Genomic DNA, 16,739 nt, shown 5'->3' with positions numbered 1-16,739 from the left:
GGGAGGGCGGTCATCGGCGGCCCTTACGGGTGGTCCGAGTGGTGAGCTGCTCGTAGGCCGGGGCGTCACCGGCGCGGACGCGGTCCCACGCGCGCGTGAACAGCTCGGGCACCGGGGCCAGGGGCACCGCGCGCGCATGGGCGCGCACCGGGTAGAGGCTCTCCTTCCAGATCTCCACCGGCAGCGCGGGAGACTTCAGGTCCAGCCAGCCGCCCGGCAGGAAGAGGGTGCGCCCGGCACGCGGCCGCTTGGCCTCGACGACCAGGCGGGTCGCCGCGAGTTCCACGCGGGCCTTCTTCGTCCGGGCGGGCTTCCAGCCGGTCCAGCGCACGCAGTTGCGGTCGGTCGGATCCGGGAGGGCCAGCAACTGGAGGTAGAGCGCCGCCGCGTCCTCGCTCAAGCCGTGCTCCGCAGCGACCTCGACGACCAGTTCGGGCACGCTGAAGGTCGGGTCCTGGGCGTACCCGGCGGGTCCCTCGGTGTCGGTTCCGGCCGCGAGCGCGCGGGCGAGTTCCTCGTCGAGGATCGTCCGCAGCGCCCACACGCCATGGCCCCGTCCGAGCCCCACGAGCCCTTCGAGGAGCCCGAACACCGGGTCGTCGGGGGAGCCGAGCGCGCCCGGCCGGACCAGGACGGTCTCCTGGTCGCCGTACCACGGGCGCAGCACCAGCGCCTCGCCCGCGTGTGTCAGACCGTCCGCGCCGGCGCCCCCTGCGACGGGCAGCCCGTACGCCTTGCGCAGCTCGACGGCGGTCGAGGAGCCCTTGTCCGTCCACGCGACGTCCAGGTCGACCAGCAGCCCCGGGTCGGCGACGCGGCGGCGCAACGCGGCCAGGCTCGCCGGCAGGACGGCCCGCAGCGGGTGCCCGTACGGCAGGGAGTAGGCGAGCCCGGCCAGGGCGGCCACGGCACGCGTCAGGTCGTACCGGCCGGGCAGCGCCTGCGGGTCCTCCGCGACCAGGTTGCCGTCCTTGTCCGGCCGTTGGACGGTGGTGCGGCTGATCCACGGGGTGAGCCCGGGGTTGAGGACCTCCTCGGCCGAGCCGGTGGGCAGCCCGCCGAGGGAGAGCTCCCCGGCGAGGTCCTCGGGCAGCCGGACGACCGCGCCGAGCCGCTCGGCCCACACGCGGCCCGCCGCCTCGATGTCCGGACCGGCCGTCCACAGGTCGCCGGGGCGGTGCGGCAGCAGCGCGCCGACGAGCGCCGCCCGGTCGTCGTGCCCGACCGACGCGAACAGGGCGTCGCCGAGCTCTTTCTGACGAGGCTTCAGCCCGGTCGCGGCGATCACCTCGGCGGTGAGCTGTTTCGGCCTGGCCGCGAGCAGCAGCGCCGCCTGCACGGGCCCCAGCCCGCCGCCCGAGGCGGCGGCGAGGGCGGCGGGCGCCTCCGGCTGCCAGGGCGCCGGCCCCTTGTCCCGGACGAGTCCGGTGACGGCGGTCAGCGCGTCGGCGGGGAACACCGCCGGGTGCGCGGTCTCCCGCTCCAGCGTGAAGTGGGCGATCGCGCCGAACACGCCGGTCGGGTCGTGGTCCAGGGCGAGCCAGTTCACCTGCTCGGGCTCCCGGTCGATGCTCTGGCAGCCGAGGACGACGACGGTACGGCCGTCCCGGCGCAGCACCTGACCGACCCGCTGCTGGTTCTCGTGCAGCTCGCTCAGCACGACCTCGCGCAGCGCGCCCGCGGGCACGGCCAGCGGCCCGTCGGCGATCGCCTCGAACAGCAGGAGCAGCGCCTCGCGTTGAGCGTCGGTCACCGTCGGGCCGGCAGCGCGGTACGCGAGCGGGCGCAGCACGTCCAGAACGGGTGTCCAGACCAGGCCGATGCCGGGAACGGTGAACTCGTCGCTGCGCCAGCCGTCGGCGACGCCGGCGGACCGGGAGGCCTCGGCCAAAGGCTTGCCGTCGGCCTGCTTCCCGGACAGCACGTGGTTGACGGCGCGGATCTGCCGCAGCGTGGTCCACCGCGTCTCGTTGCCCCACCAGCCCTGCACCTCGACGAGGCCGGTGGTGGCCTCGCGCAGCGTCTCGTCGTCGCCGTGCTCGGGCTCGAAGTCGGCGAACATGCCGTCGACGCGGCCGCGCTCCGCCTTCGGCCGCTCGACCGGCGGCGCCACGAACGAGGCGGCCGACTCCGTGAGCCGCAGCATCGCGCGCACGAGCGCGGCGACACCCGTGACGAGCCCGGAGTCGCCGAGCGCGGGCAGGGCGCGGGAGACGATCTCCTGGATCACCTCGTCCGCGGCCGGGACGACGGCCTTGCTCTCCGCCGTCCCGTCGACCGCCCTGGCCGCGGCCAACTTCCCCTGGCGCTCATCCAGCGCCTGCGCCGCCGTCCGCAGCAGTCCGGCCGCCTGCTCGTCGGTCAGCGCGCGCAGGACGGCCGACGCGCGCTCGTCGCGCGGGCGAAGGGCGTGCCAGAACTCCACCGGCGGGACGAACCGGGTACCGGCGGCGAACTCGCTGCCACGCTCCATCGGCGTCACCCGGCCCAGTTCCCCGGCGGCGGAGGCGTCGTCGCACGCGTACAGGGCGATCTGCCGGTGGAGCCGGACGGCGACGGGCTCGGCCCCGCCGGGCATCCGCAGCGAACCGAGTGGCACACCCGGCGCCCGGCCGCCGGCCCAGGGCAGGGCGACGGTCCGGCCGTCCGGCGTACCGACGACCGTCCGGGCCTCGGCGCCCTCGCCCTGGGTACGCACCCAGCGCCCGAGGACCGTGCCGTCCGTGCCGAACGGGCTCTGTTCCAGGCCCGGTTGGAGCGGCAGCAGCTCGCAGTGCTGCTGGAGCAGCGTCGCGTCCTCATGGATGCCGGACTGCAGGAACGCGGGCAGCGAGGCGCGCCCGTGCGTGCCGGTGGCCGGGTCGTACTCCAGCCACACGTGGAGCCGGCCCTGCCTGCCCTGACGCCAGTACGAGGTGCCGTCGCCGAGGACGCGCCGGCCGGCGGGCAGGACGGTGTCGCCCGCGTGCAGGGTGCGCCCGCCGTTGGCGCGGCCGCCGTCGGGCAGCGGGATCGAAGGGGTGCCCGCCTCGCTGCCGCCGTACCAGTAGTGGGGAATCTGGTCGCCGGTGAGCGGGAACACGTCGGCGGGGCGGGCGGACCAGTAGCCGAACTGCTTGCCGTCCTCCCGCCACATCACCAGCAGTTCGCCGTCGGTGTAGCGGAACGACGGAAGCTGCCAGCGGCTCGGGGACACGGGCAGCCGCAGGTCGTGCTCCAGCAGGATCTCCTCCGGGCCGACCACGAGCACCTTGTGCTTGCGGGAGACGATCAGCGCGGGCCACGCCTCCTGGACGGTCAGCGGGTTGTCCTGGTCGCGGCCGGGCTTGGTCTCGGCGTCGATCCGGCGCAGCGCCTCCTCGAGGGCGGGCCAGCCCAGTTCGTCCAGGATCCCGGCGCGCAGGGTGTGCCCGAGCAGGGGCGCGACCTCGTGCGCGGCGACCTTCGCGACGGCCGCCGGGCTCACCCGGGCGGCCACCGCGCGGAACGGGCGCAGCCGTTCCAGCGCGGCCCGCGCGGCGGGCAGGCCGACCGCCGAGGCCAGTTGCCCGGCCGAGTCGTCCAACCACCCGCGCAGCACATCACTGAGTACGGGGTGGGCGGCCAGGCCCTCCAGCACCTCGGCCGCGGGACGGAAGCCGCTGACGGTGCCGATGTCGGCGTACAGCAGGCGCCGGAAGCGCGGATCCGCGGCGGTCGCCGTCAGGTCGCGCCGGCCGGGCCGGGGCTCGCGCAGCCAGCGGTCCAGAGAGAGGTACACGACCTGGTCGGGGCCGGGCAGCGTAAGCGGCACGCGCTCGGCCACGCACAGGTCCAGCAGGTCGAGGTCGGCGCCGGCGTGCCAGCGGCCCGTGCACAGGTCGACGCGGCGGCCCTGCTCCCGCAGGCGGGGCGCCATCCGCTCCACGAGGGCGAGGGTGGCCGGGGAACGGTCGCTGACATTGCCGCCGTGCTTGCGGTGCAGGGCCCACCGGCCCAGCCAGTCCGCCGGGTCCGCCTCGGAGGCCGTCTCACCGGTGAGGAGCAGGTCCGCCCCGCACTCCGTGAGCAGCGCCAGCCAGAACTCGTCGTCCTCGACGGAACGGCCCAGGCCGGCCGGCATGATCTCCAACAGCCGCTCCCGCACCTTTGGTCGCTGCTCCGCGAGGACGGCCAGCGTCGACCGGTAGGAGTTCCAGAAGGACGTGGGGGCCCGGACCGCGGCGGGCGACGCGAGCAGATCGGCGACCAGGGCGCACTCCTCGGTGACCCGGTCGAGGCCCGCGGCCTTGATCAGCCCGCGCGCGTCCTGCGGCAGCGAGGCGTACGGCGGCATCCCGGCGGCGCAGCGCTCCACGGTCAGCTGCCGGAACTGCGCCCAGGCCGCGGCCGGGTCGAGCCGTGTGGCGAGGGCCCTGACGTGTTCCTTGAGAGCCTTGACCGTCAGCGCCCCGGCGAAGGCGAACTCCAGGAACACGGCCCGCTGCCGCTCCTCGTCCACCGCCAGCGCGTGCACCCGCTCGGCCTCGCGGGCCTTGCCGAAGAACGCGGACGCGTACGTCGTGTTCTCGTGCTGGAGGAAGACGCGGGCGGCCTGCTCGTAGAACGTGGGCAGGAAGTGCGGCACGGCCCGGCCGAGCCGGGTGCCGAGCTCCTCGAAGCCGTCCTTGGCGTGGCCGGGGCGGGACTTGGCCTGCCGCGCGAGCCGTTCGACGTCCTTGACCAGCGCCAGCGCGTGATGGCCGTTCGCCGGGTCGTGGACCAGCGCCCAGGCGGGGAAGCCGAGCGTCTCCCGGCGCACCTGACCGACCTCGGGGGTCTCCGTCTCCCGGGCCAGTCCGAGGAAGTCCAGGGCGAGGTCCTCGGCCTCGCCCAGGGTGCCCGGCACCAGCCGCACGATCCGCCGGTCGTCCAGCGCGGGATGGCGGTACGTGCGGACGGTGAGCGTGTCGGCGTCCTCGCGGGCCGTGCTGCCCGGGGGCAGGACGGCGCCCGCGTCGAGCAGGGTGGCCGCGGTGGTCTCGTCGTAGGTCGTCATGCCGCCCGTTCCTCGTCCTCGACGTCCCGCCCGGCGTACAGCGCGGCGGCCATGCGCATGCCCTCCGACCAGGCCACCGGCCCGATCCGACCGAGCTTGAGCACCCGACCGGCGGAGTCGGTGAACACCAGGGGGCCGGTTTCCGCCTGCTCGTAGCTCTCGTAGTCGCCGACCCACACGCGGGCCTCGACGGTGCGGCCGTCCTCCAGGACGGAGGTGACGGCGTGGCCGCCGCGCACGCGGTGGCCGAGCTGGGTGACCCGGCCGTGCAGGAACCGCTGCTCCTTGAACACCCCGCCGGCGTACTCCTCGACGGCGGTGCCCTCGGCGTCGAGCGCGGCGGGCCGCTGCCACACCTCGCGGAAGAGCTGCTGGGCGCGCTGCTCCACACCGAGTTCCACGGCGAACTCCCGCAGCTCCTCCAGGTCTTCGAGGAGCACGGGGTGCGGGAGGCGGACGAGGTCCGGGGCGATGCGGACGGTGTCGCCGTCGAGGTCTACCAGGCCGAGGCCGCGCTCGGGGTCGGCGTCCCGCAGGAACCCGGCCACCTCGCCGTCGGCGCCGGTGACCACGAGGTCGCGCAGGGCGGCCTGCCAGGCGGGGTCGGGCCACACCCGCGCGAGGACGGCGAGCGGCACCGGCAGCGAGCGCACCATCCAGCGCTCCACGTCGGCCAGGCACTGGCATTCGTGCCGCTCCAGCCACTCGGTGAGCTGCCGCAGGCCCACCACCGCCGGATCGTCGGCGATCTTGGGCGGTACGGACTTCAGCCGTCGCCCGGCCGCGTTGCGGCACACCACCTTGCCGTCGTCGAGAGCGACTTCGTAGTCGCCGGCCGACACCCACCCCATGTGTGCCTCCCGCACCCGCAGTGATCACGTGACGGGAACTGTAGAACAGGCCACTGACAACGGGGTCCGACAGCCGATCAGGCCTGGTCCGGCCCTTCCTGAGACGCCGGTTCGGAGGCTGGGACAGGGCCGGGAACACGCCCGGGAACCGGCCCGGGGACAGGTGCCGGCGGCGGAGGAGGCGGCCCGGACCGGGCCGCCTCGGACCCGGCGTCGGGCGCCGGGCGTCGGGTCAGCCCTCGACCCAGCCGTGGTTCTTCGCGAACTGCGCCAGCCCGGCCCGCACCTGGACGATCTGCTCGCCGGTGAGCGAGGGCGCCGACGTCAGCAGCGCCTCCGTGACGTCCCGGGTGAACTCCTCCGTGCTGAGCACATCGCACAGGACGTCGTCGTCGGCGGCGAGGGGCTTGCCGTCCGCGCCCCGCGCGAGCCGCACGCCGGACGCCTTCGGACCGCGTTCGCCGTCCTCGATCTCGAACTCCACCACGATGCCCCGGCGCACCTGCGACTCGGGCATCAGCATGTCGTTGACGTGCAGGAATACGTCCTCCCCGCCGTCGTCGGGCGCGATGAACCCGTAACCGCGCTGGCTGTCGAAGCGCACCACACGACCAGCAACCATCCCAACCCCCAGCAACCTCGAAACACCCACGTTGGTGAACCTGCCCAGATCGTAGTCAAAGCGACGGCCCGAGGGCGACTCGCGGGCGTCAGGACGCCGGGGGCCTCAGGACTCGGTGCGCTCCGCGTCGCGCTTCTTGATGCGGACGGTCTCCTTGCGGACCTCGGCCTGGGTGGCGCGCTCCTTCTCCAGCCACTGTGGCCCGGCGTCCTTGATGGCCTCGATCTGCTCGGTGGTGAGCGCCTCGGTCACCCCGCCGCGGGCCAGACCCGCGATGGAGACGCCCAGCTTGGCCGCGACCACCGGACGGGGGTGCGGGCCGGTCTCGCGCAGCGTCCGCAGCCACTCGGGCGGGTTCGCCTGGAGCTCGTTCAGTTCGGCGCGCGAGACGACGCCCTCCTGGAACTCGGCGGGCGTGGCGGGGAGGTACACACCCAGCTTCTTCGCCGCGGTGGCGGGCTTCATCGTCTGGGTGCTCTGCTGCGAACTCATACTTCCCAGGGTATCGGCCGTTGACGAGACCTCCGACCACGGCCGGTAACCTGGCGGGATGACCGACTCGGCGGATTCCCTCTCGTTCCGGCTCGCGTACGTCCCCGGAGTGACGCCCGCCAAGTGGGCGCGGATCTGGCAGGAGCGCCTGCCCGACACGCCCCTCACCCTTCTCCAGGTGACCCCCGCCGAGGCCTCCGACGTCTTGCGCGAGGGCGCCGCCGACGCGGCCTTCGTGCGCCTCCCGGTCGACCGTACGGTGTTCAGCGCGATCCCCCTCTACACCGAGACGACCGTGGTCGTGGTCCCCAAGGACCACGTGATCACGGCGGCCGAGGAGATCACCCTGGACGACCTCGCCGACGAGGTGGTCCTGCACCCCCTCGACGACGTTTTCGGCTGGGAGCAGCCGCCCGGCGAGCCCGCCTTCGAGCGCCCCGCGACCACCGAGGACGCGATCGAGCTGGTCGCGGCGAACATCGGCGTCCTGGTCGTGCCCCAGTCCCTGGCGCGCCTGCACCACCGCCGCGATCTCACCTACCGCACGGTCGTCGACGCCCCACAGTCGGAGGTCGCGCTCTCCTGGCCGGAGGAGGCGACCACCGACCTGGTCGAGGACTTCATCGGCATCGTCCGCGGCCGCACGGTCAACAGCACCCGGGGCCGTGCCCCGCAGGCCGCCCCGGCGAAGGAGCGGCAGCCGCGCAAGGCGCAGCCGGGCGGCGGCGCGCCCCGCAAGAGCGTCGGCGGCCGGGCCGGGGGCGTGAAGAGCGGCGGTGCGAAGAGCGGCGGTGCGAAGAGCGGCGGTGCGAAGAGCGGGGGGACGAAGAGCGGTGGCGGCCGGCGTGGCACAGGCGGCGGCAAGCCCCGCCGCCGGTCGTAGCGACCCGCCGGTCCTCGCCCCCCGGTCCGCCGGTCCTACGGCACGAAGGTCGCCCCGCGTGCCGTACGCACCACCGTCTCCCCGTCGGCCCGCGTGAGCAGCCCGGCGGCCATCCATGCGTCCACCACGGTCCGCACCCGCGTCACCAGCGCCGCCTTCCCACGGAACGGCGCCGCGGCCCACACCTCGTCGAGCAGGGTCGTCCCGTTCGCCTTCGCCGGGTTGGCCACGCCCGAGTCGCTGTTCCCGAACACCACCCGGGGTTCGGTCCTGCGCACATACGCGTGCGTGGGATCCTCGGTGCCCTCGAAGAAGGGGGCGAACTCGGTGCCGTCGAGCGTGAAGTGCAGCGGCTTCCCGCTCACCGGGGTGAGGGAGGGCAGCAGGTCCCCGGAGAGGGCCGCGTTGCGGTAGAGCCCGAACTCCAGGTACTGAGTGGAGGAGTCGCGGGCCACCAGGTTGAACGGGCCGTAGAACAAGGTCTGCAGGGACGGGTCGTCGAGCGCCTGCTCCACGCGCAGCCGGAACGGCATCGCCACCCGGACGACGTCCCCGTCCCGCCAGGTCCGGGACACCGTGAAGTAACTGCCGGGCGTCGGCGTCCCGTTGACCTTCCGCCCGTTGACCGTCACCCGGAACCCGGCCGTGGCCCAGGACGGCACCCGCAGCCGCAACGCGAAGGCGGCGGTCCGCCCGCGCACCGTCAGCGTGCTGCCCTGCTCGCGCGCGAAGTCGGTGCTCTGCGCGAGCGTGATGCCCTTCTCGGCCCAGGTGAGCGTGGACGGACTGTAGAGGTTGACGTAGAGCGCGCTGCCGTCGGCGGCCTTGAAGTACACCGAGTCCTGGTACTTGGTGGCGCTCTCCATGCCGGTGCCCTCGCAGCAGGTCGTGCCCTGCTTGGGCGTGTAGTCGCGCACATGGCCAGGGGTGAGCCCGATGAAGTACGTGACCAGCGGCTTCTCCGCGTCGGCGGTGTCCTGCTTGGAGCCGAGGACCTGGTTGTACAGGGCCCGCTCGTAGTAGTCCATGTAGGCCGGGTCCTGCTCGTGGAAGAACAGTGTCCGGCTCAGCTTCAGCAGGTTGTACGCGCAGCACGTCTCGGCGTTCGTCGCGCCGATCGTCCCCGCGATGGCGTCCCGCGCCTTCCAGAACTCGCCCGTGCTGGTGCCGCCGATGCCGTACATGCGGTGCGGGACGACCATGGTCCAGAAGTTCTTCGCGGCGGTGAGGTAGCGCGTCTCGCCCGTCGCGTCGTACAGCCGCACGAGGCCGGTGAAGATCGGGATGTGCTGGTTGGCGTGCAGGCCGTCGAGCGTGTCGGTGTTCGCGGCGCAGGCGTCGATGAGCTTGTCGAGGTCGAACAGTCGGGCCAGCGCGAGGTGTTCGGCCTTGCCGGACAGCGCGTGCAGATCGCAGATCGCCTCGACGATGCCGCCGAACTCCCCGCTGGAGAAGATGCCCCACATGCGCTGGAGCGTGGCCTCGGGCAGCTTCGACAGCCGGGAGTACATCCAGTCGCACATCCCGGAGGCCAGGTCGAGTGCGCGGTCGTCGTCGGTGGCGAGGTAGGCGTCCAGCAGCCCTCTGAGGATCTTGTGGGCGGTGTAATAGGGCGCCCACACCTTGGTGTAGTCGCTGCCGGTCATCGACTCCAGCTGGATGAACTGGGTCTCCGGGTAGGCCGCGAGAAAGCCCGGATGGCTGGGCCCGCCCCAGGTGCGGCGCAGGGTGGCGGTCAGGCCGTGCCCGGAGGCGTCCGCGAACGTGCTTCCCGACGTCTCGTCGAACGCGTAGGAGGCGAGGTCGCCGGCCGTCCGGCCGCTCTGCAACTGCGTCACCTCGTCGGCGGTCAGCGCCCGCGACCACACGTCGAAGCCGCCGAAGGCGCCCGCGAAGACGGGATCGGACGCGTAGTGGGACCGGCCGAGCCAGTGGTGGGCGAGCGTGCCGAGGGCGGCCGGGGTGAGCGACATGGCGGTGTTCCGGGCCACGGCCGTGCCGTTGACGTACAGGGTTCCGGTGCCCGCGGCGATCGTCACCGCGAGGTGGCTCCACTGGTTCAGGGGCAGCGCGGCGGTGCCGTTGATCCCCTGCTCCCCGCCCGCACCGCCGGTGGTGACGGCGAACCGGGGCACGCCGCTCGCGTTGCGTGCGGCCAGGTAGAGATAGCGGGTGGTGTCGTTGCCGAAGTCGAAGATCCGGGTCCAGCCGGCGTCATGGCTGGGCTTCACCCAGGCGGCGAGGGTGACCTCCGCGGCGCCGCCGAGGACGCCGGACGGCAGCTCGACGTACTGGTAGGAGCCGCGCACGTTCTCCACGGCCGTACCGAACCTGCCGTCGACGCTGAGCACGGTGGGGTCGTGCCGCAGCGACTCGCGCACCTCCGTCAGCGCGCCGATCGCCGTGCGGATCCTGTCCGCGAACACCTTCTCGCCGGTGCTCGCGTACGCCTGGGACAGCATGGTGAGGAAGTGCCCGGTGTAGTGGCCGCGCAGGTTGCCGTTCGCCTCCCCGTCCAGGCCCTCCCAGCCGCCGGGGGCGACCGCGCCGAGCGTGGAGCGGCCGGCGTTGGCGCGGAAGACCTGCAGCAGCCGGTTCACGTCGTAGCCACGGGCGTGGTCGAGCATCAACTGCCGCTTGGCGGCGAAGACTCCGGGGCCGAGGGCGACGTCCTCGAGTGGGAAGGGCTGCAGGGACCAGGCGGCCGACGGCGGGACGGCGGCCGCGGAGGCTCTGGTGGCCGCCGTGGCGGAGAGTGCGGGGACGGCCGCCGCGAGCATCGCGCTCCGGAGAAGGATCCGTCTGCTGAGGGGCGGTGCCATGTGCTGCTCCTCCGGTCCACGTGGGGGTCGCTCCCCCTCGCTTGTTCGACATTGCGAACGGTGTGCGGATGGTCGACCAGACGTTAGAGGGGGGACAGGAGTGCGTCAACGGTCTTGACGAGACTGCAAGTTGCGGACCGGGAGCTACCTCGCGGCAGCGCGCCCGATCGACTCCACCAGCGGCAGCAGCCGGTGCGGCACCCGTTCGCGCAGTGCCACCTCGGTGCGGGTGCGGACCACGCCGGGCACGCTGATGAGCTTCTGGATCACGTCCTCCAGATGCTCGTTGTCGCGCGCCACGACCCGCGTCACAAGGTCGCCGCCACCGGTGATGGAGAACGCCTCGACGATCTCCGGTACGGCGGCCAGCGCCTCGCCCACCTCGTCCAGATGGCCCTGGGTGACCTCGATGTGCACGAACGCGAGCACCGGGTGGCCCAGTGCGGCGGGGGAGAGGGACGGACCCGTGCCGGTGATCACGCCGTCCCGCTCCAGCCGGTCGAGGCGGGCCTGCAGGGTGCCGCGCGCGACGCCGAGGAGCCGGGCGTACTCCCGCACGCTCGTGCGCGGCTGCTCCAGCAGCAGGCGCAGGATGCGGGTGTCCAGCTCGTCCACGGCCATGACCCCGGCCTCCTCGGCATCCTCGTGTGCGCGTGATCAGAGCCGACTGTACCCATGGCCCGGTGGAACGGGCATCGCCCGGGCCAGTGGTGAAGAGGGCGTCGTCACGAAGGTCCGCGAGCGTCAGACGTCGAACTCGTGGTCGCGGGTCTCCGGCAGGGCCAGCAGGCACAGGAGGCTCACCAGGCAGAGTCCACCGGTGTAGAACCCGAGGACGAGCGGCGACCCCCAGTGGCTGTTCAGCCAGGTGGCGACCGACGGGGCGAAACCGCCGCCGAAGGTGTTGGCCAGGATGAAGGCGGCGGAGGCGCCGGTGTAGCGCATCCAGGCCGGGAACAGTTCCGGCAGGAAGGCCGCCACAGGGGAGAACATCAGTGCGAGGAACATCAGGCCGACCGTGTAGGCGCCGGTGATCACCAGGCCGTTGCGTGAGCTCAGCGAGGCGTACATGGGGACGGCCCACACCACGCAGCCGACGGCTCCGGCCAACATCAGCGGGCGGCGGCCGATCCGGTCGGACAGCCTCGCCACCGGAAGGGTGACGGCGATTCCGGCCGCCGCGCCGATGCTCGCGGCAGTGAGCATCGTGTTCCGGGGGATGCCGAGTTCCTGCGGGCCGTAGGAGAGGCTGTAGACGATCGTCAGGTAGTACACGGCCGAGCCGCCGATCGCCGCGCCGGTGCCCAGCAGCAGCCGGCCGGGGTACTGCCTGAGGATCGTGCCCAGTGGGAATCTGGGCGCCGCTTTCGACTCCGGTGCCCGTGCCGTGGTCGTGAAGACCGGGGACTCGGAGACCGTCGTGCGCACCCACAGGCCGACCACGATCAGGACGGTGCTGAGCAGGAACGGGATGCGCCAGGCCCAGTCGGTGAAGCCGTCCATGCCCACGATGTTCATGGTCGGCAGGATGACAGCGGTGGAGAGCAGGAAGCCGAGTGAGGGGCCGGCCTGCGGAATGGACGCGTACAGCGCGCGGCGGCCGGGCGGCGCGTGTTCGGCGGCGAGCAGTACCGCCCCGCCCCACTCGCCGCCCATGCTGACGCCCTGGAGCAGACGCAGTGCCACCAGCAGGACGGGGGCGAGGAGTCCGGCGGTCTCGTACGTGGGCAGCAGCCCGACGCCGACCGTCGCCACGCCCATCATCAGCAGCGAGATGACCAGGGCCTGTCTTCTGCCGAGCCGGTCGCCGATCGTGCCGAACAGGACGACGCCGAGGGGGCGGGAGAGGAAGGCCGCGGCGAAGGTGAGGAAGGCGGCCAGGGAGGAGAGGGCCGCGTTGCCGGAGGGGAAGAAGGCAGGACCGAGGACGAGTGCGGAGGCGGTCCCGTACACCGTGAAGTCGTAGTACTCGATGGTCGTGCCGACCAGGCTCGCGGCGGCGACCCGTGGCGCGGATCCCGCGGTCCCGGCGGTTCGCGGCACCGTCGGGGAAACGGGCTTGAGGGCGGTATTGGGCGGTAATTCAGGCATGGGGAGTCACTTCCGATACGCCCGGTCCGTACGGTCGCACGGGTCGGGACCGAATGGGGAGGGAAGGCCGCGCATGTAACACGAACAAGAGCGCACCTGTCACCCTCCTCCGCGAATTCAATTTCGACCGGGAAGGCTTCTCCCTCGAAATGAGCGCTGATTTACACGTGACATCGGCACAAAGCGAAGAAACTACCCTGAACACCACCCTCCGGCCGCGTCAACCCGCCGGACCTGTCAACCCGCTGTCAAATACTCATGCGTTACCTTGTATGAATATTTGCAGGCGATCACACCTTGCCAACGGCTGATCACGCACGAAATGCTGACCGCGGGGGAACTTGAAAGTTCTACGACCATCGTTTTTCAGACATGGCGACTGCATCAGGCTGCTCCGGTGCGGATTCCCTGAAATGTGGTCTCCAGGCTGGGAAGGCTTATTACCCATGCTGAAAACCGGCAAGCTATTGCGCTTAAGAAGACTTTCGCTGGCGGGGGATGGCCGGCATCTGTTCGTGCCGCTCGACCACAGCGTTTCGGACGGCCCGATCGTCCCCGCCGACAAGTGGGACGACCTGTTGCGCGCACTGGTGGACGGCGGGGCCGACGGGATCATCGTCCACAAGGGACGGGCCCGCGCCTTCGCGCCCGACATCCTCAAACGCTGCGCACTCGTGGTCCATCTGAGCGCCAGCACCGCCTGTGCCGCCGACGTCCACGCCAAGGTGCTGGTCGCCGACGTCGAAGAGGCGCTGCGGCTCGGCGCGGACGCGGTGAGCGTCCATGTGAACATCGGCTCGGACACCGAGGCCCAGCAGCTCGCCGACCTGGGGGCGGTGGCCGGTTCCTGCGACGCGTGGGGCATGCCGCTGATCGCGATGGTCTACCCTCGCGGCCCGCGGATCGACGACCCGCGCGACCCGGCCCTCCTCGCCCATGTGGCCAATGTCGCCGCGGACCTGGGCGCGGACATGGTGAAGACCTCCGTCGCGCTGCCACTGGAGCGGATGGCCGAGGTCGTGGCCAACAGCCCCATACCGGTCCTGGCGGCCGGCGGCCCGCCGGACGACTCCGACGTGGTCGAGTACGGCGCCGCGGTGATGGCCGCCGGCTGCCGCGGACTGGCCGTCGGCCGCCGGATCTTCTCCTCGCCCTCTCCCTACGCACTGGTGTCCCGGCTCTCCGCGGTCGTGCACGGCGGGGGAGGGATCGCTGCCGAGATGAGCATGACCCCCACAACCAGCAACTACTCGACGATCGTGGCAGGTGTCGCATGAGGTTCGCGTGGATCGATCTCCGTGAAGTCCCCCGTCCGCAGCTCCAGGCGGTGGTGGACGCCGCCGTCCACGCCCGCATGGCGGGTGTGCTCTCCGCCGACGCGGAGCTGCTCGCAACGCTGCCCCCGACCATCACCCGGGTCCTGGCCGCAGGCGGCCCGGTCGTGGCGGTGACGACGCTCGCCGGGAAGAAGCCCGACGACAAGGCGACGAAGGACGCCGCCAGTACGAAGGACGGGGCGGGCGCGAAGGACACGGCAGGAGCGAAGGGCGCCAAGGAGGCGAAGCCCGCCGGAATCGACGTCCTGCTGCGGAAGTTCAGCACCCAGGACGAGCTGGACGCCCTCGCCACGGCCAACCGCGCCACCAACGGCAGCGCCACCACCCCCGTGGCCGGCTTCATCGGCGTACGGGACGACCGCACCCTGCGGCTGTCGTGCTCGGGCGCCATGGCACTGCCCTACACCGTCATCCACTTCGCCGACCCGACCAAGATCCCCCTGGAGATCGTGCTCGCCGCCGCCGAGTCCGCCGAGGGTAAGCTGGTGACCGTCGTCGACGGTCTGGAAGAGGCCGCGATCGTCTTCGACGTTCTCGAACGCGGCTCGGACGGCATCCTGTTCACGCCCCGCAGCGCCGACGACGTCTTCGCGCTGGCCCGGCTGCTGGAGGCCACCACGCCCCAGCTGGAGCTGTCCACGCTGACCGTGGAGAGCATCCGGCACGTCGGACTCGGCGACCGGGTCTGCGTGGACACCTGCTCGCACTTCGAGGAGGACGAGGGCATCCTCGTCGGCTCCTACTCCTCCGGGTTCGTGCTGTGCTGCAGCGAGACCCACCCGCTGCCCTACATGCCGACCAGGCCGTTCCGGGTCAACGCCGGCGCCCTGCACTCGTACACGCTCGGGCCCGACAACCGCACCAACTACCTCAGCGAGGTCGGCTCCGGCAGTGCCCTGCTGGCCGTCGGCGCCGACGGACGCACCCGACGGGTGGTGGTCGGCCGGGCGAAACTCGAGTCCCGGCCGCTCCTGGAGATCCGCACCCAAGCCGAGGACGGCCGCCTGGTCAGCCTGACCGTGCAGGACGACTGGCACGTACGGGTGCTCGGCCCGGGCGGCAAGGTCCTCAACGTCACCGAGCTGCAGGCGGGTGACGAACTGCTCGGCTACCTGGCCGCGGACAAGCGCCATGTGGGCCTGCCCATCGGCGAGTTCTGCAAGGAGGTCTGAGGCGCGATGGGCGAGCACCTGTCACCGCCCGGCGCGGACGACCGCGACGACGGGATGAGACCGCTCGTCCGGCGTCTCTTCGAGGCGCAGGACGACAGCCTTCCCTACCTGATCCACCGTCAGGAGATCGTCACCCGGGGCGAGTTAAGTGAACGAGTGGCCAAACAGGCCGCAGTCTTCGCCGGTTACGGCATCGGCCCCGGCGACACGGTGGGGCTGCGGACCCCGCCCAGCTTCACGCAGGTCGAGGTGCTGCTCGCGCTGTGGCGGCTCGGCGCGCAGGTGCTGCTCTTCGACTTCCGGCTCAAACCGGCCGAGGTCGCCGGGCTCTGCGCCGTCTGCCGGCCGCAGTTCATGGTGAGCGCCGGCATCAATGTCCAGGCCACGTTCGGCTTCCGGTCCGAGTACGAGGTCGTCACCGAGCGACAGAGCGGCGGCCGGCCGGCGGCCACCGACCACCGGCTGGTCCAGTTCAGCTCGGGCTCCACCGGCCGGCCGAAGGTGATCGGCAGGACCGCCCGGTCGCTCGCCGCCGAGGTGGACCGGTTCGCCGGGATCCCCGGCATGCCGGGCCTGGGCGACCGGCTGCTGCTGCTCAGCTCGACCGCGCACAGCTTCGGCCTCGTCGCGGGACTGCTGCACTCCCTCGCGGCCGGGGTCTCGGTGGTCTTCGCCCCCCGGATCTCCGCCCGCGACATCCTGCGCACCGCCGCCGACCATCACGTGAGCGCCCTGTTCGGGGTGCCGATGCACTACGAACTGCTCGCCGCCGCCCTCGATCCCCCCGCACTGCCCGACCTGAGGGTCGCGGTGTCGGGCGGCGAGCTGATGCCCCCACCGGTCGCGGCGCACTTCGCCGACCGCTACGGGGTGCCCGTCGGCGAGTCCTACGGGACCACCGAGACCGGCGTGGTCGCCATGGACACCGGCGGCGCCCTGCGGCCGGCGGTCGGCCGGGCCGCCCCGGGCGTCGTGCTCCGGGAGCACCGGGGCGAACTCGACGTCGCCCTGGAAAAGTCGCCGTACCTCTTCGGCACCGGCGGCGCCCAGTACACCGACGGCTGGCTGCACACCCGGGACCGGGCCACCGTGGACGGCTCCGGGGCGGTGACGGTGCACGGCCGGGCGGACTCCCTCGTCGTGATCGGCGGCCTCAAGGTGGACCTCGTCGAGGTCGAGAACGTGCTCCGTGAGCATCCGGCCGTCGAGCAGGCGGTCCTGGTCCACGAGGACGTGACCGAGGCGTACGTCTCGCTGGCCGCCGGGGCCGGACAGCCGACCGCGGAGGAACTGCTGCGCTGGTGCCGGCAGCGGCTGGCCGACTACAAGCTGCCGCGGGTGATCCGGCTGCTGGAGACCCTGCCCCGCACATCCAACGGGAAGCTGCTGCGCCAGGCGGCGGCGTTGCGCTCCTCGGGTTGAACCGGGGCGACGCCGGACGTCTGTCGTCCG

Annotated in this window: 11 protein-coding genes; 4 read left to right on the top strand and 7 right to left on the bottom strand. The window is 72.4% G+C overall.

Annotation, left to right across the window (positions count from 1 at the left end; translation table 11 throughout):
- Positions 1-10: 10 nt before the first annotated feature.
- The 4 genes from ACIBTS_RS14390 to ACIBTS_RS14375 form a co-directional block, all read right to left on the bottom strand.
- Positions 11-5,017: a hypothetical protein gene (locus ACIBTS_RS14390; RefSeq protein WP_399319365.1), complete on the bottom strand. Its 5,007-nt coding sequence runs from the start codon at positions 5,015-5,017 to the stop codon at positions 11-13.
- A complete protein-coding gene (locus tag ACIBTS_RS14385; RefSeq protein ID WP_399319364.1) occupies positions 5,014-5,868 on the bottom strand; it encodes a DUF4132 domain-containing protein in 855 nt (284 codons plus the stop codon). The genes ACIBTS_RS14390 and ACIBTS_RS14385 overlap by 4 nt, the downstream gene beginning before the upstream one ends.
- 232 nt (positions 5,869-6,100) lie before the next feature.
- Entirely contained in the window at positions 6,101-6,490 is a 390-nt protein-coding gene (locus tag ACIBTS_RS14380; RefSeq protein ID WP_079664124.1) for a cold-shock protein, read from the bottom strand.
- Between the two features lie 105 nt (positions 6,491-6,595).
- Positions 6,596-6,982: a DUF5997 family protein gene (locus ACIBTS_RS14375; protein ID WP_399319361.1), complete on the bottom strand. Its 387-nt coding sequence runs from the start codon at positions 6,980-6,982 to the stop codon at positions 6,596-6,598.
- A gap of 58 nt (positions 6,983-7,040) precedes the next feature.
- On the opposite strand from ACIBTS_RS14375, the gene ACIBTS_RS14370 reads away from it, so the two are divergent.
- Positions 7,041-7,865 (top strand): LysR family substrate-binding domain-containing protein, encoded by an 825-nt coding sequence (locus ACIBTS_RS14370; RefSeq protein WP_399319360.1) that lies wholly within the window; start codon positions 7,041-7,043, stop codon positions 7,863-7,865.
- 35 nt (positions 7,866-7,900) lie between these two features.
- Here the strand turns inward: ACIBTS_RS14370 and ACIBTS_RS14365 are convergent, their stop codons facing one another.
- From ACIBTS_RS14365 to ACIBTS_RS14355, 3 genes are all read right to left on the bottom strand, one after another.
- On the bottom strand, positions 7,901-10,687 hold the full coding sequence (locus tag ACIBTS_RS14365; RefSeq protein WP_399319358.1) for a beta-L-arabinofuranosidase domain-containing protein: 2,787 nt from the start codon (positions 10,685-10,687) through the stop codon (positions 7,901-7,903).
- A gap of 144 nt (positions 10,688-10,831) precedes the next feature.
- Positions 10,832-11,308 (bottom strand): Lrp/AsnC family transcriptional regulator, encoded by a 477-nt coding sequence (locus ACIBTS_RS14360; protein ID WP_399319356.1) that lies wholly within the window; start codon positions 11,306-11,308, stop codon positions 10,832-10,834.
- 123 nt (positions 11,309-11,431) lie between these two features.
- Positions 11,432-12,778, bottom strand: a complete 1,347-nt coding sequence (locus tag ACIBTS_RS14355; RefSeq protein WP_399319355.1) for an MFS transporter — start codon at positions 12,776-12,778, stop codon at positions 11,432-11,434.
- 446 nt (positions 12,779-13,224) lie between these two features.
- On the opposite strand from ACIBTS_RS14355, the gene ACIBTS_RS14350 reads away from it, so the two are divergent.
- Genes ACIBTS_RS14350 through ACIBTS_RS14340 form a run of 3 tightly spaced genes read left to right on the top strand, consistent with a single transcriptional unit; the run spans position 13,225 to position 16,709 of the window.
- A complete protein-coding gene (locus tag ACIBTS_RS14350; RefSeq protein WP_399319353.1) occupies positions 13,225-14,055 on the top strand; it encodes a 2-amino-3,7-dideoxy-D-threo-hept-6-ulosonate synthase in 831 nt (276 codons plus the stop codon).
- Entirely contained in the window at positions 14,052-15,287 is a 1,236-nt protein-coding gene (locus ACIBTS_RS14345; protein ID WP_399319351.1) for a 3-dehydroquinate synthase II family protein, read from the top strand. The genes ACIBTS_RS14350 and ACIBTS_RS14345 overlap by 4 nt, the downstream gene beginning before the upstream one ends.
- Positions 15,288-15,293: 6 nt before the next feature.
- Complete coding sequence (locus tag ACIBTS_RS14340; RefSeq protein ID WP_399319350.1) at positions 15,294-16,709, top strand: class I adenylate-forming enzyme family protein; 1,416 nt, start codon at positions 15,294-15,296, stop codon at positions 16,707-16,709.
- The last annotated feature ends 30 nt before the right edge of the window (positions 16,710-16,739 follow it).

It is taken from the genome of Streptomyces sp. NPDC050121 (assembly GCF_044460385.1).
Lineage (GTDB): Bacteria > Actinomycetota > Actinomycetes > Streptomycetales > Streptomycetaceae > Streptomyces > Streptomyces soliscabiei.
Note: the sequence above shows the minus strand (reverse complement) of the source record. Positions and strands in the feature narration are given on the sequence as shown.